This window comes from Streptomyces sp. NPDC127084 (assembly GCF_042724175.1).
GTDB lineage: Bacteria > Actinomycetota > Actinomycetes > Streptomycetales > Streptomycetaceae > Streptomyces.
Genome location: NZ_JBHXFA010000120.1, coordinates 1 through 24,254, shown reverse-complemented (window position 1 = coordinate 24,254; position 24,254 = coordinate 1). Strand labels below are relative to the sequence as shown.

24 protein-coding genes are annotated in these 24,254 nt (G+C 70.2%); 18 read left to right on the top strand and 6 right to left on the bottom strand.

From position 1 onward, the window contains the following. The first annotated feature begins 163 nt into the window (after positions 1 to 163). Positions 164 to 520: a hypothetical protein gene (locus tag ACFWI9_RS24750; protein ID WP_387165239.1), complete on the top strand. Its 357-nt coding sequence runs from the start codon at positions 164 to 166 to the stop codon at positions 518 to 520. 135 nt (positions 521 to 655) lie between these two features. After that, positions 656 to 1,807: an amidohydrolase family protein gene (locus ACFWI9_RS24745; protein WP_387165238.1), complete on the top strand. Its 1,152-nt coding sequence runs from the start codon at positions 656 to 658 to the stop codon at positions 1,805 to 1,807. A 14-nt stretch (positions 1,808 to 1,821) separates the two neighbouring features. Here the strand turns inward: ACFWI9_RS24745 and ACFWI9_RS24740 are convergent, their stop codons facing one another. From ACFWI9_RS24740 to ACFWI9_RS24730, 3 genes are all read right to left on the bottom strand, one after another. Then, the gene (locus ACFWI9_RS24740) at positions 1,822 to 2,796 is read right to left on the bottom strand and encodes a heme A synthase (RefSeq protein WP_387165241.1); all 975 of its coding nucleotides are present in this window, start codon (positions 2,794 to 2,796) and stop codon (positions 1,822 to 1,824) included. A gap of 150 nt (positions 2,797 to 2,946) precedes the next feature. Next, entirely contained in the window at positions 2,947 to 3,735 is a 789-nt protein-coding gene (locus ACFWI9_RS24735) for an ABC transporter permease (protein WP_387165240.1), read from the bottom strand. 26 nt (positions 3,736 to 3,761) lie between these two features. Continuing rightward, complete coding sequence (locus ACFWI9_RS24730) at positions 3,762 to 4,688, bottom strand: ABC transporter ATP-binding protein (RefSeq protein ID WP_387165237.1); 927 nt, start codon at positions 4,686 to 4,688, stop codon at positions 3,762 to 3,764. Positions 4,689 to 4,849: 161 nt separating this feature from the next. Here ACFWI9_RS24730 and ACFWI9_RS24725 point away from each other — a divergent pair, with 161 nt between their 5' ends. From ACFWI9_RS24725 to ACFWI9_RS24680, 10 genes are all read left to right on the top strand, one after another. Next, positions 4,850 to 5,602: a DUF72 domain-containing protein gene (locus ACFWI9_RS24725; protein WP_387165236.1), complete on the top strand. Its 753-nt coding sequence runs from the start codon at positions 4,850 to 4,852 to the stop codon at positions 5,600 to 5,602. A 155-nt stretch (positions 5,603 to 5,757) separates the two neighbouring features. Beyond that, a complete protein-coding gene (locus ACFWI9_RS24720; RefSeq protein WP_387165235.1) occupies positions 5,758 to 6,141 on the top strand; it encodes a YidB family protein in 384 nt (127 codons plus the stop codon). 171 nt (positions 6,142 to 6,312) lie between these two features. Further along, positions 6,313 to 7,116 carry a helix-turn-helix transcriptional regulator gene (locus ACFWI9_RS24715; protein ID WP_387165234.1) on the top strand — a complete coding sequence of 268 codons (804 nt, stop codon included), beginning with the start codon at positions 6,313 to 6,315 and terminating at the stop codon, positions 7,114 to 7,116. Further along, positions 7,113 to 8,534: a Fe-S cluster assembly protein SufB gene (sufB, locus tag ACFWI9_RS24710; RefSeq protein WP_387165233.1), complete on the top strand. Its 1,422-nt coding sequence runs from the start codon at positions 7,113 to 7,115 to the stop codon at positions 8,532 to 8,534. The genes ACFWI9_RS24715 and sufB overlap by 4 nt, the downstream gene beginning before the upstream one ends. Positions 8,535 to 8,598: 64 nt before the next feature. After that, complete coding sequence (sufD, locus tag ACFWI9_RS24705) at positions 8,599 to 9,780, top strand: Fe-S cluster assembly protein SufD (protein ID WP_387165232.1); 1,182 nt, start codon at positions 8,599 to 8,601, stop codon at positions 9,778 to 9,780. Further along, a complete protein-coding gene (locus tag ACFWI9_RS24700) occupies positions 9,780 to 10,097 on the top strand; it encodes a non-heme iron oxygenase ferredoxin subunit (protein WP_338675803.1) in 318 nt (105 codons plus the stop codon). Before sufD ends, ACFWI9_RS24700 begins: the two co-directional genes overlap by 1 nt. A 7-nt stretch (positions 10,098 to 10,104) precedes the next feature. Further along, positions 10,105 to 10,869: a Fe-S cluster assembly ATPase SufC gene (gene sufC / locus ACFWI9_RS24695; RefSeq protein ID WP_387165231.1), complete on the top strand. Its 765-nt coding sequence runs from the start codon at positions 10,105 to 10,107 to the stop codon at positions 10,867 to 10,869. After that, positions 10,866 to 12,134, top strand: coding sequence for a cysteine desulfurase (locus tag ACFWI9_RS24690; RefSeq protein ID WP_387165230.1), 1,269 nt, complete (start codon positions 10,866 to 10,868; stop codon positions 12,132 to 12,134). Before sufC ends, ACFWI9_RS24690 begins: the two co-directional genes overlap by 4 nt. 11 nt (positions 12,135 to 12,145) lie before the next feature. Continuing rightward, on the top strand, positions 12,146 to 12,619 hold the full coding sequence (gene sufU / locus ACFWI9_RS24685) for a Fe-S cluster assembly sulfur transfer protein SufU (RefSeq protein ID WP_387165229.1): 474 nt from the start codon (positions 12,146 to 12,148) through the stop codon (positions 12,617 to 12,619). Next, positions 12,616 to 13,041 (top strand): metal-sulfur cluster assembly factor, encoded by a 426-nt coding sequence (locus tag ACFWI9_RS24680; RefSeq protein WP_387165228.1) that lies wholly within the window; start codon positions 12,616 to 12,618, stop codon positions 13,039 to 13,041. Before sufU ends, ACFWI9_RS24680 begins: the two co-directional genes overlap by 4 nt. Before the next feature lie 145 nt (positions 13,042 to 13,186). Here the strand turns inward: ACFWI9_RS24680 and ACFWI9_RS24675 are convergent, their stop codons facing one another. After that, positions 13,187 to 14,221: a hypothetical protein gene (locus tag ACFWI9_RS24675; protein WP_387165227.1), complete on the bottom strand. Its 1,035-nt coding sequence runs from the start codon at positions 14,219 to 14,221 to the stop codon at positions 13,187 to 13,189. 239 nt (positions 14,222 to 14,460) lie between these two features. Here ACFWI9_RS24675 and ACFWI9_RS24670 point away from each other — a divergent pair, with 239 nt between their 5' ends. The 3 genes from ACFWI9_RS24670 to dapD all read left to right on the top strand — a co-directional run bounded on the left by ACFWI9_RS24670 (position 14,461) and on the right by dapD (position 16,484). Further along, complete coding sequence (locus ACFWI9_RS24670) at positions 14,461 to 14,781, top strand: DMT family transporter (RefSeq protein ID WP_387165226.1); 321 nt, start codon at positions 14,461 to 14,463, stop codon at positions 14,779 to 14,781. Next, positions 14,781 to 15,326 (top strand): TetR/AcrR family transcriptional regulator, encoded by a 546-nt coding sequence (locus tag ACFWI9_RS24665; protein WP_387165225.1) that lies wholly within the window; start codon positions 14,781 to 14,783, stop codon positions 15,324 to 15,326. The genes ACFWI9_RS24670 and ACFWI9_RS24665 overlap by 1 nt, the downstream gene beginning before the upstream one ends. A 156-nt stretch (positions 15,327 to 15,482) precedes the next feature. Then, positions 15,483 to 16,484: a 2,3,4,5-tetrahydropyridine-2,6-dicarboxylate N-succinyltransferase gene (gene dapD / locus ACFWI9_RS24660; RefSeq protein WP_387165224.1), complete on the top strand. Its 1,002-nt coding sequence runs from the start codon at positions 15,483 to 15,485 to the stop codon at positions 16,482 to 16,484. A gap of 22 nt (positions 16,485 to 16,506) precedes the next feature. Here dapD and dapA read toward each other — a convergent pair whose 3' ends face one another. Next, positions 16,507 to 17,415 (bottom strand): 4-hydroxy-tetrahydrodipicolinate synthase, encoded by a 909-nt coding sequence (gene dapA / locus ACFWI9_RS24655; RefSeq protein ID WP_387165223.1) that lies wholly within the window; start codon positions 17,413 to 17,415, stop codon positions 16,507 to 16,509. Between the two features lie 234 nt (positions 17,416 to 17,649). Between dapA and ACFWI9_RS24650 the strand changes: the two genes are divergently transcribed. Beyond that, on the top strand, positions 17,650 to 18,303 hold the full coding sequence (locus ACFWI9_RS24650) for a hypothetical protein (protein ID WP_387165222.1): 654 nt from the start codon (positions 17,650 to 17,652) through the stop codon (positions 18,301 to 18,303). A gap of 141 nt (positions 18,304 to 18,444) precedes the next feature. Here ACFWI9_RS24650 and ACFWI9_RS24645 read toward each other — a convergent pair whose 3' ends face one another. After that, complete coding sequence (locus ACFWI9_RS24645) at positions 18,445 to 20,295, bottom strand: endonuclease/exonuclease/phosphatase family protein (protein WP_387165221.1); 1,851 nt, start codon at positions 20,293 to 20,295, stop codon at positions 18,445 to 18,447. 205 nt (positions 20,296 to 20,500) lie between these two features. Between ACFWI9_RS24645 and ACFWI9_RS24640 the strand changes: the two genes are divergently transcribed. After that, positions 20,501 to 22,072: a hypothetical protein gene (locus ACFWI9_RS24640; RefSeq protein WP_387165220.1), complete on the top strand. Its 1,572-nt coding sequence runs from the start codon at positions 20,501 to 20,503 to the stop codon at positions 22,070 to 22,072. Positions 22,073 to 22,656: 584 nt separating this feature from the next. Continuing rightward, on the top strand, positions 22,657 to 24,240 hold the full coding sequence (locus tag ACFWI9_RS24635) for a TROVE domain-containing protein (protein ID WP_387165219.1): 1,584 nt from the start codon (positions 22,657 to 22,659) through the stop codon (positions 24,238 to 24,240). Positions 24,241 to 24,254 lie beyond the last annotated feature (14 nt).

The window sequence follows — 24,254 nt, the reverse complement described above, 5'->3', positions numbered from 1 at the left end:
CAGCTCCACTCCACAACCGGAGGCCTTCGTCGTCAGCCAGATTCAGACCGTGTCGTCGCACAAACTCGACCAACCTGCCTGGGCAGTACACCTAGCGCGGCGTGGCCCAGACCACGTGGCCGGGCGGTCGCCAGTCGATCTACTCGCGAGTAGCATCGCTGTCATGGCAGAAACCCAGGTCGACGAGACCACGCCCCAGGTCAAGCAGGACGCCCGCGCCGACCGCAAGGCCGCGAAGCTCGCCAAGCAGATCGGAGCCTTCGCCAAGGCGCACGGGGGCGCCGAGGGCCAGCTCGCCTACATCGGGGAGCGTGGCACCCGCATCGTGCTCGTGGGCGAGGACGGCGGCTGGGGCGACATCGTGGCCCCCACCCACGCCATCGCGGTCAGCGCGGCGGAGAAGTCCGGCATCACCATGCACGAGTCCTTCGACGGCGACTTCGCTGCGAAGGTGCGTACCGGGCCGTACGAGTGGACCCGTATGGCCGGCATCCAGGTCGGCGGCCCGTCGAACGGCTGACACGGGGCCGGGGCAGGGCTGGCGCGGGGGCGGCTCTTCGCCGCAAGGGCGGCACGTCGGGCACCGGGGCAACACCTCATGCCGGGCTCACCCGTTAGGACGTGTGCAAGCACGCCCACCGCGGGGAGGCCCCGGATGATCGATACGCCGTCCTTGGTGGACCAGTACTGCCACGGCGTCCTGCGTACCGAGCTCGGCCTCGGCACCTTCGAGGCGCACCTGGGCAGGACCGCAGGGGCACCCGCGCCCGGCACCACCTTCTTCGACACTCAGACGGGCTTCGCCGTACGGCGCTGGTGCCCGCCGCTGCTCGGTCTGGAACCGCACTGCCCGCCCGCGCACTATCTCGCCCGGCGCAGGGAGCTGGGTGTCCTGGAATCCGGCCGGCGGCTGCTGCGGGCCACCGGGATCTCCACCTATCTCGTGGACACCGGGCTGCCGGGAGACATCACCGGGATCCCCGAGATCGCCGCGGCCGGCGCGGCCGAGGCCCATGAGATCGCCCGCCTGGAACAGCTCGCCGAACACGTGGCCGACACGTCCGGCACCGTGGACGGCTTCCTCGCCAATCTCGCCGAGGCCGTGCACGGCGCGGCCGCGACGGCGGTCGCCCTCACCTCAGTCGCGGGCGTGCGGCACGGGCTCGCCCTCGCCCCCGAACCACCGGGTCCCGGGGAGGTGAGAGGCGCTACGGGACGGTGGCTGTCCGTTCGCCGGGTGGGCGACCGCCTCACCGATCCCGTACTGCTGCGCCATCTGCTCTGGATCGCCGTCACCGCGGGACGACCACTGCAACTGCACGTAGGAGTCGACGATCCGCTGCCGCTCACCGGGTTCGCGGCGGCCACGACCGGCCTCGGCACCGACCTTGTCCTGCTGCACGGCTATCCGTACCACCGCCACGCCGCGCACCTGGCGAGTGTCTTCCCGCATGTGTACGCCGACGTCGGGCCCGCGCTCGCGCACACGGGAGCGGGCGCGGCGTCCGTACTCGCGGAGATCCTGGAGCTCGCGCCGTTCGGGAAGCTTCTGTTCTCCAGCGGATCCCGAGGGCTGCCCGAACTCCATGTGGTCGGGGCGCGGATCTTCCGGGAAGCGCTGGGGCGGGTGCTGAGCGGCTGGGTCGCCGACGGCGCCTGGTCCCGTGCGGACGCCCAGCGGGTTGCCGAGATGATCGCGGCGGGCAACGCCCGCCGCGTCTACGGACTGCCGACTGCTGCCGCGACCCCGCCGCCACCGGTCCGGGGCTCCGTGCCGCCGGCCCGCGTCCAGCGGCATCGCGGCTGAGTCGTGCTCCGGTCTCAGGCGGTGGTGAGCGCGGGGTCCCGCCGTGCCGTGGGCGTCGCCGCCGGGTCGTCGAACGGCCGCTCCCGCAGACTCAGCGCGAGCCGCAGCGCGGCGACCCACATCAGCGAAGAGCCGAGCATATGGGCGCCCACCAGCAACTCGGGCACATCGGTGAAGAACTGCACATAGCCGATGGCGCCCTGGGCGAGCAGCACGACCAGCAGGTCCCGGGCGCGGGCCCTGGTGTCGTCGGGGGCGTCCACCACCCGCAGGGCCAGCCACATCGCGACGGCCAGCAGACACACCACCCAGGCCAGCGCCGCATGCACATGTGCGGCGTCCACCCAGTCGAACGGCATCCGCGGCACATCGCTGCTGTCGCCCGCGTGCTTCCCCGAGCCGGTCACCGCCGTCCCCACCGCGATCAGCAGCGCGGACGACCCCAGCAGGGCCCAGGACAGCTTCCGTACCGGACGCGGCACCCGGGGCCGCGCGGCGGTGTCGCCCTCGCCCGACCTGATCCAGGTGAGGGTGGCCACCGTCAGCAGCGCGTTGGCGGCCAGGAAATGCCCGGCCACTGTCCACGGGTTGAGGCCCGCCCACACGGTGATGCCGCCGAGAACGGCATTGCTCATCACCACCCAGAACTGGGCCCAGCCAAGCCGGGTGAGCCCGCGCCGCCACGGCTTGGTGGAGCGCGCGGCGATGATCGCCCAGCCGACCGCGGCCGACAGGACGTAGGTCAGCATGCGGTTGCCGAACTCGATCGCGCCGTGGATGCCCTGCTCGGGTGTGGCGAAGAGGCTGTCGTCCGTGCACTTGGGCCAAGTGTCGCAGCCGAGACCGGAGCCGGTCAGCCGGACCGCGCCACCGGTGACGATGATGACGACGCTCATCACGACGGCGGAGAGCGCGGCACGCCGGACGGTCGCGGGGGACGGTGTCCAGCGCTGGGCGATGAAGGCGAGGGGGGTCTGCACGGCGACTATCGTAGGCGGCCGCTTGTGCGCGCTTTCACGAGGGGGACGACTGGGCGCGAATGACCATGTCGCGGACGTCGCACCGCGCACGCACACCCACGCCGTGTGCTCGCGCCCAAGCTGTCTGCCCCGTCCTCGCTCGCGCGACTGCGCCCGTCCTCACTCCCAGCGGAAGAACTTCGCCGCAGCCCCAAGCCCGAGCACCGCCCAGCCGGCCAGGATCCCGAGGTCTGCCCAGGGCATCCCGGCGCCGTGCTGAAGCACGTCCCGCAGTCCGTCCGACAGCGCGGATATCGGGAGCAGCCCGAGCAGCGACTGCGCCGCGTCCGGGAACTTGTCGAGCGGTACGACCACCCCGCCGCCCACCAGCAGCAGCAGGAACACCAGGTTCGCGGCGGCCAGCGTGGCCTCCGCCCGAAGCGTCCCGGCCATCAGCAGCCCGAGTCCGGAGAAGGCCGCCGTACCGAGCACGAGCAGCGCGAGTACCGGAACGGGGCCCCCTTCCGGGGACCAGCCGAGCGCGAAGGCGAGCACCGTCAACAGTGCCACCTGGAGCACCTCGGTCACCAGGACCGCGAGCGTCTTGGCCGTCATCAGCGCCCAGCGGGGCAGCGGTGAGGCGCCGAGCCGCTTGAGCACCCCGTAACGCCGCTCGAATCCGGTGGCGATCGCCTGACCGGTGAAGGCGGTGGACAGCACCGCGAGGGCGAGGACTCCAGGGGTGAGGAAGTCCACGGCCCGGCCCGCACCCGTGTCCACGATGTCGACCGTCGAGAACAGCACCAGCAGCAGCGACGGAATGATCACCGTCAGCAGCAGCTGCTCGCCGTTGCGCAGCAGCATCCGGGTCTCCAGTGCCGCCTGCGCCGCGATCATCCGCCCGAGCGGCGCCGCGCCGGGCCTCGGCGCATAGCGGCCCGAAGTGCCCGGCGCCGCTCCCGCCGTCATGCCCGTGCCCTCGCCCAACTCAGCGGTCATGACCGCAGCTCCTTCCCGGTCAGCTCCAAGAAGACGTCCTCCAGGGTGTGCCGCTCCACCGCGATCCCGTCCGGCATCACTCCGTGCTGGGCGCACCAGGAGGTGACCGTGGCCAGCAGTTGCGGATCGACGGTGCCGGAGATCCGGTACGCCCCCGGGACCACCTCCACCGCCGACGTGCCGTCCGGCAGGGCCTTCAGCAGCGAGCCCAGGTCGAGCCCTGGACGGCCGGTGAAGCGGAGGGTGTTCTCCGCGCCGCCGCGGCAGAGCTGCTCGGGGCTGCCCTGGGCGGCGACACGGCCCGCGTCGATGATCGCGATGTCGTCGCAGAGTTCCTGGGCCTCGTCCATGAAGTGGGTGGTGAGCACCACCGTCACCCCGTCCGCGCGCAGCTCGCGCACCAGTTCCCAGGTGGACCTGCGGGCCTGCGGGTCGAGGCCCGCGGTCGGCTCGTCCAGGAACACCAGCTCGGGACGGCCGACCACGGCCATGGCGAGTGCGAGCCGCTGCTGCTGTCCACCGGACAGCCGCCGGTAGGACGTACGACCGCAGGAGCCGAGGCCCAGCCGCTCGATCAGGGCGTCCACGTCCAGCGGGTGCGCGTGCAGTCTGGCCATGTGCCGGAGCACCTCCTCGGCGCGGGCGCCCGAGTACACGCCACCGGACTGGAGCATCACGCCTATCCGGGGACGCAGCCGCGCCGCGTCGGCGACCGGGTCGAGCCCCAGCACCCGGACGCTGCCGGAGTCGGGGCGGCGGTAGCCCTCGCAGGTCTCGACCGTGGTGGTCTTCCCCGCGCCGTTCGGACCGAGGACGGCGGTCACCGTACCGGCGCGGACGTCGAGGTCGAGCCCGTCCACCGCGGTCTTGGCTCCGTACCGCTTGACCAGGCTGCGTACCTGGACGACGGACTCGTTCTTCATGCCGGGAAGTCTAAGGAGCCGTGGACGCACCCCGGGCCCCCGGGTCCAGAACCCGCCATTACCGGAATCAGCTATTCCGTTTGGTGTGAGGGGGCACGGGGGAGTGTGGGGAAGCCCTCGATGGCGCGGGTGAGGCATGCGTCACGGGGCAGGTTCCCCTCATGCCCGTACGCATCGGCACCTCCGGGTGGCAGTACAAGGACTGGCGCGGGGTGCTCTATCCCGAGGGGCTGCCCCAGCGGCTGTGGCTGGAGGAGTACGGGCGGAGCTTCGCCACCCTGGAGAACAACAACTGCTTCTACCGGCTGCCCGAACGCGCGACGTTCGCCGGCTGGCGCGCCCGGACTCCCGACGGCTTCCTCATGGCGGTGAAGGCGAGCCGTTACCTCACCCACGTCAAGCGGCTGCGCGACCCGGAGGAGCCGGTGCACCGGCTCATGGAGCACGCCGAGGGGCTGGGGGTCCGGCTGGGGCCGGTGCTGCTCCAGCTGCCGCCGACGCTCAAGGCCGACCCGGGGGCGCTCGACGCCACCCTCGCCTGCTTCCCGCCGAAGGCCCGGGTCGCGGTCGAGCCCCGGCACGAGTCCTGGTGGACGGATGAGGTCAGGCAGGTGCTGGAGAGCCGGGGGGCGGCCCTGTGCTGGGCGGACCGGGGGTCCCGGCCGCGGACGCCGCTGTGGCGGACCGCAGGGTGGGGGTATGTGCGCTTCCACGAGGGCCTGGCCGACCCCTGGCCGGGGTACGGACGCAGGGCGCTGGGCTCCTGGGCCGCACGCGTCACCGACGCCTGGCCCGACGCTGCCGATGTCTTCGCCTACTTCAACAACGACCCCGGTGGCGCGGCGGTCCGCGACGCAGGGGCGTTCCGGCGCGCCGTCCTGGCGCGCGGACGCGGCGCCACCCGCACCCCGTGACGGACGCGGCGCCGGCCGCATCGTGACGGTGGGCCGGGCGTCAAGCGGGTGAACCATCCGACCCGGGGTCCCGACCGCGTGCGTCGGCGGGTAGGGCTTGGGTGCCCTGGGAGGCACCTTCCAGAAAGGCGACGGCTTCCGGAAAGGCGGCAGCGATGGCGGAGAACGACCTGGAACGCCGGCTCAGCGGCCTGCTGGGTGATGAGCTGACCGGGGACGGCAGGGGCAGACTGCTCGCCTCGCTGTTCCGTGAGGTCGGCGACAGCGGCCAAGGCGGCGGCAACCCCCTGCAGGGCTTGGTGAACGAACTCAACGAGGGCGGTCTCGCCGCCAAGGTCAGCTCCTGGGTCGCTCCCGGTGGCAACGAGCCCGTCAGCGGCCCGGAGCTCGCACAGGCGCTGCCGTACCAGGTGCTCGACCGTGTGGCGCGGCAGAGCGATATCGCCCCTGAGCAGGCCGCCGACCTGCTCGCCGAAGCGTTGCCGCAGGTCGTGGATGGGCTCACCCCTGAGGGGGAGGTCCCGCAGGGGCTGCTGTAGGCCGTCGGCACCCCCGCGTGATCGCCCGCGTGACCGGCCGGAACGCCCGCCGACGGGCGGCGAGGTGATCGTTTCCGCAGGTCAGGTTAGGTTTCCCTAAGTGATGCACAGCACCGTCCATGGTCCGGTCGCGGCTTGTCACTGTCCTCGGAATTACGCAACAATGGCGTTGTGAAAAACGGTGAGGCGGGGCATGAGACCCCCCAGGAGGAGCTCGCTACCGGGGAGCGCTCGACGCGCAACCGGGTCGCGCGGTCGATCCTGGACCACGGCCCCTCCACCGTCGCCGACCTCGCGAAACGGCTCGGCCTGACCCAGGCCGCCGTCCGCCGCCATCTGGACGCGCTCGTGAGTGACGACGTCGTCGCCCCTCATGAGCAGCGCGTCTACGGAGCGCGCACTCGGGGTCGGCCCGCCAAGGTGTTCGCGCTCACGGACTGCGGGCGCGATGCCTTCGAGCAGTCGTACGACAAGCTGGCCGTCGACGCCCTGCGCTGGATCGAGCGTACGGCAGGCGGTGGAGCCGCTGGTGAGGCGGCCGTCGCGGACTTCGCCCGGGCCCGGATCGAGGCCCAGTCCGACGCGTACCGCAGGGCAGTCGACGCCGCCGATCCGGATCACCGGACCGAGGCTCTGGCCAAGGCCCTGAGTGCCGACGGGTACGCTGCTACGGCCCGTGACGCCCCGGTCGGCGAGCAGCTGTGCCAGCACCACTGCCCCGTCGCCCACGCCGCCGAGCGCTATCCGCAGCTGTGCGAGGCGGAGACGGAACTCTTCTCGCGCCTGCTCGGGACGCATGTGCAGCGGCTGGCCACCATCGCCCACGGCGACGGAGTGTGCACCACCTTCATCCCGAAGGTGGGCCGTGGCCCGAGCGGCAGCGGCAGATCCAGCGGCCGCGGCACCAGCAGCCACATCTCCAAAACGTCAGACACATCAGCATCTGCAAGCAAGGCCGGGAGGAACCCCGCATGACTCTCCCCACGGAGACTGCCCACCCTGAGCTCGAGGGCCTGGGCAAGTACGAATACGGCTGGGCCGACTCCGACGCCGCCGGCGCCGTCGCCAAGCGCGGCCTCTCCGAGGAAGTCGTCCGCGACATCTCCGCGAAGAAGTCCGAGCCCGAGTGGATGCTGAAGCTGCGTCTGAAGGGTCTGCGGCTCTTCGACAAGAAGCCCATGCCGAACTGGGGCTCCGACCTCTCCGGCATCGACTTCGACAACATCAAGTACTTCGTACGGTCCACCGAGAAGCAGGCCGCGAGCTGGGAGGACCTGCCGGAGGACATCAAGAGCACGTACGACAAGCTCGGCATCCCCGAGGCCGAGAAGCAGCGCCTCGTCGCCGGTGTCGCCGCGCAGTACGAGTCCGAGGTCGTCTACCACCAGATCCGCGAGGACCTGGAGGCCCAGGGCGTCATCTTCCTGGACACCGACACCGCGCTGAAGGAGCACCCGGAGCTCTTCCAGGAGTACTTCGGCACCGTCATCCCGGTCGGTGACAACAAGTTCGCCTCGCTGAACAGCGCCGTGTGGTCCGGTGGCTCGTTCATCTACGTGCCGAAGGGCGTGCACGTCGACATCCCGCTCCAGGCCTACTTCCGGATCAACACCGAGAACATGGGCCAGTTCGAGCGGACGCTGATCATCGTGGACGAGGACGCCTACGTCCACTACGTCGAGGGCTGCACCGCCCCGATCTACAGCTCGGACTCGCTGCACAGCGCCGTGGTGGAGATCATCGTCAAGAAGGGCGCCCGCTGCCGCTACACGACCATCCAGAACTGGTCGAACAACGTCTACAACCTGGTCACCAAGCGGGCCGTGGCCTATGAGGGCGCGACCATGGAGTGGGTCGACGGCAACATCGGCTCCAAGGTCACGATGAAGTACCCGGCCGTCTACCTCATGGGCGAGCACGCCAAGGGCGAGACGCTCTCCATCGCGTTCGCGGGCGAGGGCCAGCACCAGGACGCCGGCGCCAAGATGGTCCACATGGCGCCGAACACCTCCTCGAACATCGTCTCCAAGTCGGTGGCGCGAGGCGGCGGCCGTACGTCCTACCGCGGCCTGATCGAGATCGGCGAAGGCGCCCCGGGCGCCAAGTCCAACGTGCTCTGTGACGCGCTGCTGGTCGACACGATCTCGCGCTCCGACACCTACCCGTACGTGGACGTCCGCGAGGACGACGTGTCCATGGGCCACGAGGCCACCGTCTCCAAGGTCTCCGAGGACCAGCTCTTCTACCTGATGAGCCGCGGTCTGTCCGAGGACGAGGCGATGGCGATGATCGTGCGCGGCTTCGTCGAGCCGATCGCCAAGGAGCTGCCCATGGAGTACGCCCTCGAACTCAACCGGCTGATCGAGCTCCAGATGGAAGGTGCGGTCGGCTAGACCACCGTCGCTCAACCGTCAGCTCAGCACCGACTCATCCGAGAAAGAGAGCACTACGACAGCCATGGCTGAGGCTCACAACATCCCGGCGGGCTCCACCACCGCCGGCTCGATCGCGGTGGCCGCGGAGTCCACCGTCGCCACGCGCATGAGCGCGCCCCCGTCCTACGACGTGGCGGACTTCCCCGTCCCGCACGGGCGCGAGGAAGAGTGGCGGTTCACCCCGCTGGACCGCCTCGCCGGGCTGCACGACGGCACGGCGGTCGCCACCGACGGTGGAGTGACGGTCGAGGTCAGCGCCCCCGAGGGCGTCGTGCTGGAGACCGTCGGCCGCGATGACGCGCGGCTCGGCAAGGGCGGCAAGCCCGTGGACCGGGTGGCGGCCCAGGCGTACTCCTCCTTCGAGAAGGCCTCCGTCGTCACCGTCCCCAAGGAGACCGTGCTGACCGAACCGATCCGGATCTCGGTGCAGGGCCGGGGCGGGGTCGCCTTCGGCCACCAGCACATCGAGCTGGGCGCCTTCGCCGAGGCCGTCGTCGTGATCGACCACACCGGTGAGGCCGCCGTCGCCGCCAACGTCGACTTCGTGCTCGGTGACGGCGCCAAGCTGACCGTCGTCTCCGTCCAGGACTGGGACGACAAGGCCGTCCACATCGGCCAGCACAACGCGCTGGTCGGCAGGGACGCCTCCTTCAAGTCCGTCGTCGTCACCTTCGGCGGCGACGTCGTACGGCTCCATCCGCGCGTGGCGTACGCGGGCACGGGCGGCGAGGCCGAGCTGTTCGGCCTGTACTTCACCGACGCGGGCCAGCACCAGGAGCACCGCCTCCTGGTGGACCACAACACCCCGCACTGCAAGTCCAACGTCGTCTACAAGGGCGCGCTCCAGGGCGACAGCGCCCACGCGGTCTGGATCGGCGATGTGCTCATCGAGGCCAAGGCCGAGGGCACCGACACCTACGAGATGAACCGCAACCTCGTCCTCACCGACGGCGCGCGGGTCGACTCGGTGCCGAACCTGGAGATCGAGACCGGTGAGATCGTCGGCGCCGGCCACGCCTCCGCCACCGGCCGCTTCGATGACGAGCAGCTGTTCTACCTGATGGCACGCGGCATCCCGGAGACCGAGGCCCGCCGTCTGGTCGTCCGCGGCTTCTTCGCTGAGCTGGTCCAGCAGATCGGTCTGCCGGACGTCGAGGAGCGCCTCATCGCCAAGATCGAGGCCGAGCTGGAGGCGTCCGTCTGATGGCCTTCGTCCGAGCCTGCGGGCTGAGCGAGCTGGAGGAGGACACCCCGAAACGGGTGGAACTCGACGGCACGCCGGTCTCCGTCGTGCGCACCGAGGGCGAGGTGTTCGCGATCAACGACATCTGCTCGCACGCCAACGTCTCCCTCTCCGAGGGCGAGGTCGAGGACTGCCACATCGAGTGCTGGCTGCACGGCTCCAGCTTCGACCTCCGCACCGGCAAGCCCGACAGCCTTCCCGCGACGGCACCCGTCCCCGTATACCCCGTAAAGATCGAAGGGGACGATGTGCTCGTCTCCGTCACCCAGGAGTCCTGAGTCACCCATGGCAACGCTTGAAATCCGCGACCTGCACGTCTCCGTCGAGGCCGAGAACGGCCCCCGGGAGATCCTCAAGGGCGTCGACCTGACCGTGAAGCAGGGTGAGACCCACGCCATCATGGGCCCCAACGGCTCCGGCAAGTCGACCCTCGCCTACTCCCTCGCGGGCCACCCCAAGTACACGATCACCGGTGGCACCGTGACCCTGGACGGCGAGGACGTCCTGGAGATGTCCGTCGACGAGCGCGCCCGCGCCGGTGTCTTCCTCGCCATGCAGTACCCCGTCGAGGTCCCCGGCGTCTCGGTCTCCAACTTCCTGCGCACCTCGGCCACCGCCATCCGCGGCGAGGCCCCCAAGCTGCGCACCTGGGTGAAGGAGGTCAAGGAGGCCATGGAGCGTCTCCAGATGGACCCCGCCTTCGCCGAGCGCAACGTCAACGAGGGCTTCTCCGGCGGTGAGAAGAAGCGCCACGAGATCCTCCAGCTCGAACTGCTCAAGCCGAAGATCGCGATCCTGGACGAGACCGACTCCGGTCTGGACGTGGATGCCCTGCGCGTCGTCTCCGAGGGCGTCAACCGGGTGCGTGAGACCGGCGAGGTCGGCACCCTGCTGATCACGCACTACACCCGGATCCTCCGCTACATCAAGCCCGACCAGGTCCACGTGTTCGCGAACGGGCGGATCGCCGAGTCCGGCGGCCCCGAGCTGGCGGACAAGCTGGAGGCCGAGGGCTACGAGGCATATGTGAAGGGTGGCGTATCAGCGTGACCCATCCCCGCCAGGGGCTCCCCGGCCTCCTCGACACCGAGGCGCTCCGCAAGGACTTCCCGATCCTGGACCGCGTCCTGCACGACGGCAAGAAGCTCGTCTACCTGGACAACGCGGCCACCTCGCAGACCCCGCGCCAGGTGCTCGACGTGCTCAGCGAGTACTACGAGCAGCACAACGCCAATGTCCACCGCGGTGTGCATGTGCTCGCCGAGGAGGCCACCGCGCTGTACGAGGGTGCCCGCGACAAGGTCGCCGCCTTCATCAACGCACCCAGCCGCAACGAGGTGATCTTCACCAAGAACGCCTCGGAGTCGCTGAACCTCGTGGCGAACATGCTGGGCTGGGCCGATGAGCCCTACCGCGTGGACCATGAGACCGAAATAGTCATCACCGAGATGGAGCACCACTCCAACATCGTTCCGTGGCAGCTGCTGGCGCAGCGCACCGGCGCGAAGCTGAAGTGGTTCGGCCTCACGGACGACGGCAGGCTCGACCTGTCCAACATCGACGAGGTCATCACCGAGAAGACGAAGATCGTCTCCTTTGTGCTGGTGTCCAACATCCTGGGCACCCTCAACCCGGTGGAGCGGATCGTCCGCCGTGCGCAGGAAGTCGGCGCGCTCGTGCTCGTCGACGCCTCGCAGGCGGCCCCGCACATGCCTCTGGACGTCCAGGCTCTCGGCGCCGACTTCGTGGCCTTCACCGGTCACAAGATGTGCGGCCCGACCGGCATCGGCGTCCTCTGGGGACGCCAGGAGCTGCTGGAGGACCTCCCGCCGTTCCTGGGCGGTGGTGAGATGATCGAGACCGTCTCGATGCACTCGTCCACCTATGCCCCGGCGCCGCACAAGTTCGAGGCGGGAACGCCTCCGATCGCCCAGGCGGTCGGTCTCGGCGCGGCCGTGGACTACCTCACCTCGATCGGCATGGACAAGATCGCGCAGCATGAGCACGCGATCACCGAATACGCTGTCCAGCGCCTCCAGGAGGTCCCCGACCTGCGGATCATCGGCCCGGTGACGGCCGAGGACCGCGGTGCGGCGATCTCCTTCGTGCTCGGTGACATCCACCCGCACGATGTGGGCCAGGTGCTGGACGAACAGGGCATCGCGGTCCGGGTCGGCCACCACTGCGCGCGGCCGGTCTGCCTGCGGTACGGAATTCCTGCGACCACGCGGGCGTCGTTCTATCTGTACTCCACGCCGGCCGAGGTGGACGCCCTGGTCAACGGCCTGGAGCACGTCCGTGACTTCTTCGGATGAGGGACTGACGCGTGAAGCTTGATTCGATGTACCAGGACGTCATCCTGGACCACTACAAGCACCCGCACGGGCGGGGCTTGCGGGACGGCGACGCCGAGGTGCACCACGTCAATCCGACCTGCGGCGACGAGATCACCCTTCGCGTGAAGTACGACGGATCGCGTATCGAGGACATCTCCTACGAGGGCCAGGGCTGCTCGATCAGCCAGGCTTCGGCCTCCGTGCTGAACGAGCTGCTGGTCGGCAAGGAGCTGGCCGACGCGCAGAAGATCCAGGGCACCTTCCTGGAGCTGATGCAGTCCAAGGGCCAGATCGAGCCGGATGACGCGATGGAGGAGGTGCTGGAGGACGCGGTGGCGTTCGCCGGCGTCTCGAAGTATCCGGCGCGGGTGAAATGCGCGCTGCTGAGCTGGATGGCGTGGAAGGACGCGACGGCCCAGGCGCTGTCCGCGTCGCCGGAGCCGTCTGAAGGGAAGACCGTATGAGTGAGAACGCCGACACCACGGCGACCTCCGCAGGCACCGCCGAGCAGGAGTGGCCGACCGAGGAGACCTTCGCGTCCCAGGACTCCGCCGCGGCGGAGCGTCCGGCGGGTTCGAAGGCATCCGAGGAGGAGGTCCGCGAGGCTCTGTACGACGTCGTGGACCCCGAGCTGGGTATCGACGTGGTCAACCTCGGGTTGATCTACGGCATCCACATCGATGACTCCAACATCGCCACCCTGGACATGACGCTGACGTCCGCGGCCTGCCCGCTGACCGATGTCATCGAGGACCAGGCGAAGGCGGCGACGGACGGCATCGTCAACGAGCTGAAGATCAACTGGGTCTGGATGCCGCCGTGGGGCCCGGACAAGATCACGGACGACGGTCGCGAGCAGCTCCGTGCCCTGGGCTTCAACGTCTGACCACTTCGGCTGCTGACCCGCCCTCGGGTCCTCCCGCGACATCCGGGCGCGGGCCCGGATACACCGCGACGGCAATGCCCGCCAGTGACCCTGGCGGGCATGGCCGTTCGCTTGTGCCGCCTCTCTTCGGTGGCAGCTCGCGGACCTACGGGCGGGCTTCCGAGACGCCGGGGTCGTGCGGCGCAGTCGGCGGCTGCGGCTGCTGCGGCCCCGCCGACTGTGGCTGCCGGAGCCCCGCCGCCTCGGCCAGGACCGGGCCGAGGTTCTCCTTGCGGAGCCGCTCGTCCACGTACAGCAGACTCGTGAGCAGGCACGGGAAGGTGGTGGTGATGATCTGGGAGATCAACCCGCCGACCGTCCAGATGGCCATGGCGGCGCCGAGCCCCGCGAGGATGTCGGTGAGGTCGGGATCCGGGCCGTAGCTGCTGGGGCTCACCATCAGCGTGGGGAGCATGCCCAGGAACTGCGCGAAGTACTGCACCATGGCGCCCAGTGTCGACGCGGCCACGTATGCCAGGACTGAGATACCGAACACGCGCCACCACTCGCCGCGAACCAGGCCGGATGAACGGCGCATCGCCTGGATCGGCCCCTGGGACTCGAAGACGGCAACCGCCGGAGCCAGGCTGAACCTGACCCACAGCCAGATGGCCGGCGGGGCGGTCGCCATGGCGCCCAGGAAGCCCAGCAGCGCCAGCCAGCCCGCCGCAGGAGTGTCGTCCTCGGGGGCCAGGGCGACCATCATGCTGATGAAGCCCAGGAACACGAGACCCACCGGCACCACCGCGACAAGACCGGTGAGCAGGACGCTACCCAGCACGGCGGGAACCCGGGGCGCGGTGCGCCGCCAGACCGCGCCGATGGTCGTGGGGCGGCCGAGGACGGCGTCCTGGACGACGACCGGGATGCTTGTCTGCACCACCACCGTGGCCAGCACCATGGCCAGCATGGCGATGAGGCAGACGCAGATGAGGGCGATGAGCAGCGGGCCGCCCTCGTCCCAGCTCGGGGGCGATTCGCCGGTCGCGCTCAGTACGGCATCGACCTCGTCCTTGACAGCCGAGTACGCGACGGCGACTGCCGCGACCACGACCAGGGTCGCGGCCCCGTATGCGGCGGCGGCCGTGCCGAGCAACTGCTTCCAGTGGCGCCCGAGCGTGCCGAAGGCGCCGTTGAACATATCCCCCACGCTGAGCGGTCGCAGAGGTATGACGCCCGGTTTCGGCGCCGGCGGCGGCCCCCAGCCACCCCATCCCGGCACGCCCGGCGGCCCGCCGTACGGTCCCCACCCAGTGCTCTGCGACATAGTCGCCCCCCGCCCCATCCCGTACCGCGTCTCGTTGTGACTCGAACACGGTAGCGGTATGGCGCGATCAGTGTTGTGTACGGTCGTACACATCGATAGGTACACTTGTACGCATGGGATACGCACTGCTGGCCGCGGCGATTGCGGCAGAGGTGGCCGGCACCACCGCGATGAAGTACAGCGACGGCTTCACCAGGCTGTGGCCGTCGCTGGTCACCGTGGTCGGCTATGTGATCGCCTTCGCACTGCTGGCGCAGACGCTGAAGACCCTCTCGGTCGGGACCGCCTACGCCATCTGGGCCGGTGTGGGGACCGCCGCGGTGGCGGCCATCGGGATGCTGTTCCTGGGAGAGCCCGCCAACGCCATGAGGATCGCCGGGATCGCGCTCGTCGTGATCGGGGTCATCGTGCTCAATCTCGGCGGCGCCCACTGATGCCGCGCCGCCGACGGCATGACCCCGAACGGCGCCAGCGCCTCATCGACGCCGCCATCCGGGTGGTCGGGCGGGACGGCATCGCGGGACTGAGCCATCGCACGGTGGCTGCCGAGGCCGATGTACCGCTCGGCTCGACCACGTACCACTTCGCGTCCCTGGACGAACTGCTCATCGCCGCACTGCGGCAGACGAACGAGGGCTTCGCGGAACTGCTGCGCGGCAGCGAGGCCCTCGCCGACCCGGAAGCCGATCTCGCCGCGGGACTGGCTCGGCTGATGGGGGAGTGGCTCGCCGGTGAACGGACCGGTGTGGAGCTCGAATACGAGCTCTATCTCGCGGCCCTGCGCCGCCCCGCCCTGCGGCCGGTCGCCGCTGAGTGGACCGATGGCGTCGTCGAGGCGCTGTCCGGCAGGACGGACCCCGCGACGGCGCGGGCGCTGATGGCCCTGATGGACGGAATCTGCGTGCAGGTGCTCCTGACGGACACCGGCTATGACGAGGCGTTCGCACGGGAGATGCTGGCCCGCGTACTGCTCGGATGAAGGCGGTACGTGACCTGCGTGCCGACGTCCCGCAGCCCGACCATGCCCGGCTGACCCCGGGGCGGCTGGCCCGCCGCGCCCCGGCCGGGCCGGCGGGGCGGACCGGGACCTGAGACCGGTTCGCACCCGCCCGGCCCGGCCGGTTAGGTTCTCCGTATGACTGACTCGCCCGACAGCACCACCGCACCCCGCACCACCGGCGCCGTCGCCGCCGGCCTGGCCACCATCGCCGGCGACGGCAGCGTGCTCGACACCTGGTTCCCCGCTCCCGAGCTCGCCGTGGAGCCCGGCCCGGCCGGTACCGAACGGCTCTCCGCCGACCAGGCGGTCACCCTCCTGGGCGCGGGCGCCGCGAAGGCGGTCGGCGTCGACGCCCGCCGCGGGGTCGAGATCGTCGCCGTCCGCACGGTCATCGCCTCGCTGGACGACAAGCCGCTGGACGCCCACGACGCCTATCTGCGGCTGCACCTGCTCTCCCACCGCCTGGTGAAGCCGCACGGCCAGAACCTGGACGGGGTCTTCGGGCTGCTTTCCAACGTCGCCTGGACCTCCCTCGGGCCGGTTGCGGTGGACGACATCGAGAAGGTGCGTCTCAACGCGCGCGCGGAGGGTCTGCACCTCCAGGTGACCTCGATCGACAAGTTCCCCCGGATGACGGACTACGTCGTACCCAAGGGCGTCCGGATCGCCGACGCCGACCGGGTCCGGCTCGGGGCGCACCTCGCCGAGGGCACCACCGTGATGCACGAGGGCTTCGTCAACTTCAACGCCGGCACGCTCGGCACCTCCATGGTCGAGGGCCGGATCTCCGCGGGTGTCGTGGTGGGCAACGGCTCCGACATCGGCGGCGGCGCCTCCACTATGGGCACTCTCTCCGGTGGCGGCAACGTCATCATCTCCATCGGCGAGCGCTGCCTGGTCGGTGCCGAGGCGGGGGTCGGGATCGCACTCGGCGACGAGTGCGTGGTCGAAGCCGGTCTGTACGTCACCGCCGGTACGCGTATCACCATGCCGGACGGCCAGGTCGTCAAGGCCCGTGAGCTCTCCGGCGCTTCGAACATCCTCTTCCGCCGCAACTCGGTGACAGGCACCGTCGAGGCCCGCCCGAACAACGCGGTGTGGGGCGGTCTCAACGAGGTGCTGCACAGCCACAACTGACAAACCGCCGAACCGTGTCGGATCAGGCAGCCGACCGGAGCTCCTCATACGCCGCGAGCAGCCCGTCGACCGTGGCCCGGTCGGCGGGCTGCAGTGGTGCCCGCACCGGTCCAGCGGGCAGGCCGAGTTCGGCCAGCAGCGCCTTCGCGGTCACCGTGCCCGGCAGACCGGAGGCCATCATCAGCTCCGTGAGCGGCAGGGTGAGCCGGTGGAGCCGGGCGGCGTCGGCAGGGCGGCCCGCGTCATGGGCGTCGAGCACCGCACGCAGCGGGGCGGTGGCGACATTGGCGACCGTGCTGACGAAGCCCGCACCGCCGATCGCGTAGAGCGGCAGGTGCAGCTCCTCGCACCCCGCGTAGTAGGCGAGGGACGGCGTGCGAGCCAGCACCCTGCCGCTGCCGAGCAGGTCATAGGAGCAGTCCTTCACCGCCACGATCCGCGGATGGTCCGCGAGCCGCAGCATCGTCTCAGGGGCGATCCGGGTGCCGGTGCGGCCCGGGATGTCGTAGAGCATCAGCGGGATACCGGCCGAATCCGCGACCTGCCGGAAGTGCGCCTCCACGGCGGCCTGCGGCGGGCGGCTGTAATACGGGGTGACGACCAGCAGGCCGTCCGCGCCCGCGGCTTCGGCGGAGCGGGCCAGCTCGACGGTGTGCAGGGTGCTGGCGCTGCCGACGCCCGCCACGATGCTCGCGGAATCTCCGATCTCCTCGCGCACTGCCGCGACGAGCGCGGTCTTCTCGGCGTCCGTGGTGGTCGGCGACTCGCCCGTGGTCCCGTTCAGCACCAGCCCGTCACAGCCTTCGGCCACCAGATGCCCGGCGAGCTTGCGTGCTCCCGCCAGGTCCGGAGCGCCGTCGGTGGTGAAGGGAGTGATCATGGCGCAGAGAGCGCGGCCGAAGGGTGGTGCGGGCAGGTGAGGCATCGTCATATCCGCAGTCTCCGCTCGGCCCACCGTAAAGGTCTACTTAGATCTTCTATGAAGCATCGGTTAGATGCGGTTAACGAATGTGGTGGGCGACGGTGATGGCGAGTACTCGCCAAGAGGGTGCACGGGCGTTCGGGTGGTGGGCAGGATGGGGTCATGATCCGAATCGCACCCAGCGAGCGAAGCCCACGCGCTGCCCGTATGTCTCGTACTTCCAGCAGCACTTCCCGTGGCGCTGTGCTTCCCTTGGTTTCCCTGCTCTTCGTGCTCGCCGCCTGCGGTGCGGAGCAGGGCGACGGCATAGGCGTGCAGTCGCCCGATGCTTCCCCGGCCCGGCCCGACGCCTCCGGCCGATCTGCCGCCCCCGACCGGCCCGTTCCTGACCGGTCCGTGCTGGAGGCCAGGGCGCGGGGCCTGGAATCGGCGATGGAGCTGATCTACGTCATCGATGTCCCCGGCTTCCAGGTGGCGAAGCAGTCCCTCGGTCCCTCCGGCGATGACGGCTTCCAGAGCGCCTATGTGGCGGCGTCCGGCGGCGGCCGGATCCAACTGCGGATCGACCGGGGCACGTTTCCCGACGCCGGTTGCGAGTCCGGTGCGCAGCGGACCTGCCGACCCGACGGCGATCGGACGTGGTACGTGACCTCGGGCGGGCGCCATGAGTATGTCCGGGTCGAGGACGGCCACATAGTCCGGCTCGACGCTGACAGCGCTCTGGTGGACCGTGAGGCCCTTCGAGCCGCGGCGATATCCGCGCACCGGGCGGATGACCGGGAGCTCGACGCGCTCCTGCCCGAAGAGCCCGCGGAATCCATGGTTCCGGTCGAGCGGGGCGATCTGCCACCCGTCGGCGACGGCGCGCCCGACAACAGCGCGAACGCGGGAGGCTGACCGTCTGCGACGCCCTTCTCGACCCCCTGCGGCCCGTGTCGTCGAGTGGCCCTGCTCGGCGCGAAGGAGCGGCCCCATGACGCGCCACACGCCCGCACTCGGGGTGAGTGCGGGCGTATGGCGGCTGGCGCTGACTGGGTACTACGGGCGGAAGCGCAGCACCTGCGGGTCGTGGTCGCTGTCCTGGTCGGCGAACTCCGCGTTGATGTGCACGCTGTCGTAGTCGAAGTCGCAGATCGACGGGCTGACCAGGATCTGGTCCAGCACCTGGCTGTTGCCCTGGTAGACGTACGAGTAACGCTCGGCACGCGGCAGGGACTTGATGCCGGAGTACAGCACACCGCCGTCGGACAGCGCCTTGGTGGTGTCCGAGAACTCGAAGTCGTTGATGTCACCGAGAGTCACGACGTGCGCGTTGCGCTGCACCTTCAGGATGTCCTTGACGAAGGTGTTGACGGCCTTGGCCTGCTCCAGGCGCTTGGTCTCGGAGGAGCGGGCCGGCGGCTGGTGCTGAGAGGTCAGGCCCTCGTCGCCGCCCTTCGAACCGAAGTGGTTGGCGATGACGAACACCGTCCGGCCACGGAAGGAGAACTCGCCCACCAGCGGCTTGCGGCTGGCTTCCCAGGCGGCGTTCGCCGGGTCGATGCGGCCCGGGGAAAGGGTGAGCGCGGCCTTGCGCCCGTCCTTGGTGACAGTGGTCGCGGTGGTCGCGTTGCCACCGGCACGGTCGGTGAAGGAGACCCGCTCCGGGTTGAAGAGGAAGACCTGGCGGATGTTGCCGCCCGGCTCGCCACCGTCCTTGTTGTTCTCCGGGTCTACCGTGCGGGAGTCGTAGGCCGGGCCTCCGGCCGCCGTGATCGCGTCCGTGAACTTCTTGATCGTCTGGTCGGCGGCGACCACACCGTCGTTCTTGGCGCCGGTGTTGTCCTGGATCTCCTCCAGGGCGATGATGTCCGGGGAGGCGAGGTTCTCGACCACGGCCTTGGCCAGCGCGTCGAACTTCTCCTGCGGGTCGGACGGGTCCAGGTTCTCCACGTTGTAGGTGGCGATCGCCAGCTCACCGCGGCGCTGCGCGCGGGTGGACTCGCGCTCCAGCCCGTTGTCGGTGACCGTGCCCATGGTGCGGGCGGTGATGGTGTAGCCGCCGAACTGGTTGAAGTCCAGCGGGCCCTCGGTCGTGCCGGACAGCACATCGCCCACGTTCGCCTTGGGGAACGCCTGCTGGGAGGTCGGCACCAGGGACTGGATCTGAAGCCGGCCGGTGTTCTGGGACTCGTACGAGCCGTAGCGGGCGCCGCCGCGCACGGTGGCGTTCTCGCGGGGCTTCACCGTGACCCAGAGCTCGGAGTACGGGTCGGTGGCGCCGACGACACGCGAGGTGCCGATGCTCACGTTGGTGCCCTCGAGCGACTCGTAGTAGTCCAGGGCGTACGTGCCGGGCTCCAGCGTCAGCCCGTTGATGCTGTTCGCGGCGGCCGGGTCGCCCTGGGGGGCGTAGGCCGACGGGACGGTCTTGGCGGTGATGTTGGCGGCGGCCGGCAGCGCGTTGCCTGAGGACACCACGGTGATGGTCGGCTTGGAGATCTGGGTGATCGACTGGTTGCCCGAGTTCAGACCGCCCGGGACGTACTCGCCGACCGTGCCGGAGACCTTCACCGAGTCGCCGACGGCGACGGTCGGCGCGGAGCTGGTGAACACGAACAGGCCTTCGCTGGTGGCCGGGTTGTCGTCCGCCTGCGTGTCCTGGATCCAGAAGCCGCGCGAAGAGCCGTAGGTGCGCACGCCGATGACGACGCCCTCGACATCCTTCACCTGCTGGCCGACGAGCGGGCTGGTGCGGGTGCTGCCCTGGATGTCGTGAATGCGTATGCCGGTGGTGTCAGCCGTGATGTCGGCGTCGGCGGCGGCCGAGGAGGAACCGGCGAGGAGCCCGGCGGCCAGAGCGGTGGCCATGACGGACGCGACGGCGGCTGATCTCGGGATCGAAGGCATCGAGAAAACTCCGGGAAATGAGGGTGTGAGGGTGGTGTTGCTGGTTCTACGCGCGTCAATGTCCTGGGTGGACATGTCATTTGTCAAGGGCCTCCTGGTGTACGGCGTTTGACGGGTGTATGAACCGGACGGCATGGGGCGAAATGCGTCTACGCTGGAGGCCGCCGCCAGCGCCGGTACGCGCCTTCCCGAGGAGAACCGCCAGATGTCAGCAGACCGCCCCGCCGCAATCCCTGCACTGCCTCCGGTGAGGCTGCGCCCGGAGGCGGAGCTGGCCCGGGACGCCCTGGGCACACCGCTGCTGTCACGAGCTGTCCGTCTCGCCCGCTGGGCGGGCCCCGGGACAAGGGTCGGGGCGGGCGGTGTGCTGGTGGAGGGGCAGCTTCCGGATGCGGCGAAGGCCCTGGGGCTCCCCGCCGACGACGAGGGCATGGCGGACGCGAGCGCGGCCTGGCGTGTAGCCGTGGACACCGGGCTGGTCGAGGTCGTCGTGCCCGACGAGGGAGCCGGCGACGCCTGCAGCGGCGAGTACGGCGAGTACGGCGAGTACGGCGAGTACGGCGAGGCGGCGGGATCGGTCGCGGCGGGCGGCAACCTGCCGCTGATCACGGGCGGCAGCCCTCGGGATGTACTCGCGCTCTGGCAGGACGCCTTCGAGTCGGTACGCGCCGACGCCATCGCACCCCTTCTGGACGACCTGTCGGCGGTCGTCGACGAACACGGCGGGATCGACCTCGAGGCTTTGGACTGGGATCCGGGGGCGGAGTCCGACTTCCTCGACGGCGTGCTCGGCAATCTGTATCTGCTGACCCTGGCCGAGAGCACCGCCGGGGGCGCGGCGGCGAGCGGTGCCGCTTCCGGGGGTGTCGGAGCTGAGCCGGTGCCGCTGCCGGCGCTGGCGGCTTCGGTGATCGTGCCCGAGGACATGGGGGAGCCGACCGACGACATCCTGGAGCAGGTGTCGGAGGCGATGATGCGGCTGGACGACCAGTTCCGGCTGCTTGAAGGGATCGGTCTGGTGCGGTACCGGCCAGTGGACGGAGAGTTGATGCTGGAGGAGGAGCCCGGGTCCGCCCCCTCCCGATCCGGTCGGTCCGGCCGCTCGGATGACGATGTTTCGCGCTACGGGCTCGTGACGCTCACCCCGCTCGGGTTCTACGGGATCAGGGCCCGGCTGCTGGAGGCGGGGGTGCCGGCACCCGCCCTCGGCGACCTCGCGGCCCTGGGCGCGGACGCGCTGCTCGAGGGGGTGGCGCGGTACTCCGAGCGGGCGGCCCGGGCGGAGATCGCCGAGTGGCTGTCCCGCCGCACCCCGGGCGCCGCGGCCACCGAACTGCTGCACGCGGCACGCGGCACGGACAAGGGCGCGCCGCTGCGGCGGCTGCACTGCCAGCAGGCGCTCGCCCTGGCAGGCGCGGACGCCGAGCCCGCCGTGCGCGTGGTACTCGACGATCCGCAGTTGGGCGGGCTCGCCCGGGTGTGGCTCGCGGAGCATGACGCCGCCGATGTCCCGGCGCCCCCGCAGGCCATGATCCATTGGCTGGCGATCGACACGATCGCGGCACAGCTCGACGCCGACGGGGAGTCGGACGAGCTACGAGGGCTTGTGGCCGGGCTCGCCGGACAGCACAGCGGCTTCTTCGACACGGCATGGCGCGTGGAGCATCCCGCGACGGCCGATGTGCTGGAGGCGATGGGACGGCTGCACCCGGATCGGAAGACGGGCAAGGAGGCGCGTAAGGCCGCGTTCAAGGCACGTTCCCGAAAGGGGATCTGAGGGAGCGGCAATCGCGCCCATTCGGCCGCCGGCGCCCCCCGATCAAATACTTGGCGCGGAGTCAGCGCGCCGCCCTAGAGTGGACAGCGTCCAGGTGCGCAGGCAGGACCTACTTCCACTTCTCATGGGGAGGCCACGGGTTCGAGTCCCGTCACCGGCGCTCAGGCCGGTGTAGCTCAGGGGTCAGAGCACCATCGTCGGTTCCGCCGGACTGTTCTCTGGACATCACAACTCAATGCACCTCCCGGTGCGCAGGCCGCGGTTACTTCGTTATGGTCGAATCCCGACCGCAGCCACCTTGATCTCGGGAGGCCGGCGTGAGATGAGAGTGCCCGGTGCGCAGGCAACGGATACTTCCTTTAGGACGGCGGGTCGCGGGTTCGATTCCCGTCACGCCTTCGGGGCGTGTAGCTCAGTCGGTCAGAGCAGTCGTCTTCGGACCGTCGCCGCTTCGACCTCGGGCACCCTCTCATCCGCATTCACCCCTGTGCCTCCCTGATGACGAACCGCGCGACGTGCGACGTGCAACGCGCGATGTGTATCGCGAACTACGCATATCCAATGGGGAATTCGGGGGAATTCAGATGGCACGCTTCAACACCCGTGCGGCACGACGAGCCGCGACGACATCGCCCGTACGCTCCACCGGCCCTGCCACCACACACCAGGGCGGCGCCGGTGTGCGCCGCGACGCGCGCTCCGAGCTCTTCCTGCTCGCCGTCGCCAACTTCGTTTCGCAGCAGACGTTCTACGAGTCCGGCAACGACCGCGACAACCGCTTCACCAGCTTGGTGCGCACCCTCGCGGTCGAGGACCCCGAGTGGACCGCCGGCCTGCTCGGCTGGCTCCGCGGCGACGCGGGCATGCGCACCGCCTCGCTTGTCGGCGCGGCCGAGTACGTCAAGGCCCGGCTCGCAGCCGGTGCCACCGAGGGGCCCTCGAACCGGCAGGTCATCGCCTCCGTGCTGCGCCGTGCCGACGAGCCCGGAGAACTGCTCGGCTACTGGGACTCGCGCTACGGCCGTGCCCTCCCCAAGCCCGTCAAGAGAGGCGTCGCCGACGCCGTACGCCGCCTCTTCCACGGTGCCTCGCTGCTGAAGTACGACACCGCTGGCAAGGACTACCGCTTCGGCGACATCCTCAACCTGGTGCACGCGTCGCCCGACCCGGCCAAGCCGTGGCAGGGCGAGCTGTTCCAGTACGCCCTCGACCGCCGCTACCACCCCGAAACGGCCGTCCCGCCCGCGTCGAACCGGATGCTGACTGCCCACCGCGCGCTGATGGAACTGCCCCTTGCCGAGCGGCGTGCCGTGGTCAGCGGACCGGGCGGCGCCGAGCGCCTCGCCGAGGCCGGGATGACCTGGGAGGCGCTGGCGGGCTGGCTGCAGGGGCCGATGGACGCGGCGGCGTGGGAGGCCGTCATCCCGTCCATGGGCGCCATGGCGCTGGTGCGCAACCTGCGCAACTTCGACGAGGCCGGGGTTTCGGACGAGGCGGCGGCCCGGGTCGCCGCGAAGATCTCGGACGCCGAGGTGGTCGCCGCGTCGAAGCAGTTCCCGTTCCGCTACCTGGCCGCGTACCAGCACGCACCGTCGCTGCGCTGGGCGTACCCGCTGGAGCGGGCACTCGGGCACTCGCTGGCGAACGTGCCCGCGCTGCCCGGGCGGACACTGATCCTGGTGGACCGCTCCGGTTCGATGTGGTCGCCGTTGTCCGCGCGTTCGGAGCTCAACCGGGCGGACGCGGCGGCGGTCTTCGGTACGGCTGTCGCGATGCGGGCGGCCGATGCCGACCTGGTCGAGTTCGGTACGAACAGCCGGGCCGTGAAGTACCGGCGCGGCGAGTCCGTGCTGACGGTCCTGGGGCGCTTCGGCGACCTCGGCGGTACCGACACCGCGGAGGCGGTGCGCCGGCACTACCGCGGGCACGACCGGGTGCTGATCGTCACCGACGAGCAGGCGGCGTACAGCCACCACGGAAGCCCGGTGGCGCAAGTCCCGGCGGAAGTGCCCGTGTACACCTGGAACCTGGCGGGCTACCGGGTCGGACACGGCGGGTCCGGCGAGGGCAATCGGCACACCTTCGGCGGATTGACCGACGCGGCGTTCCGGATGGTCCCGCTGCTGGAGGCCGGCCGGTCGGCCGACTGGCCCTGGGTGAAGCCCTGAACACCGCGTCCCCG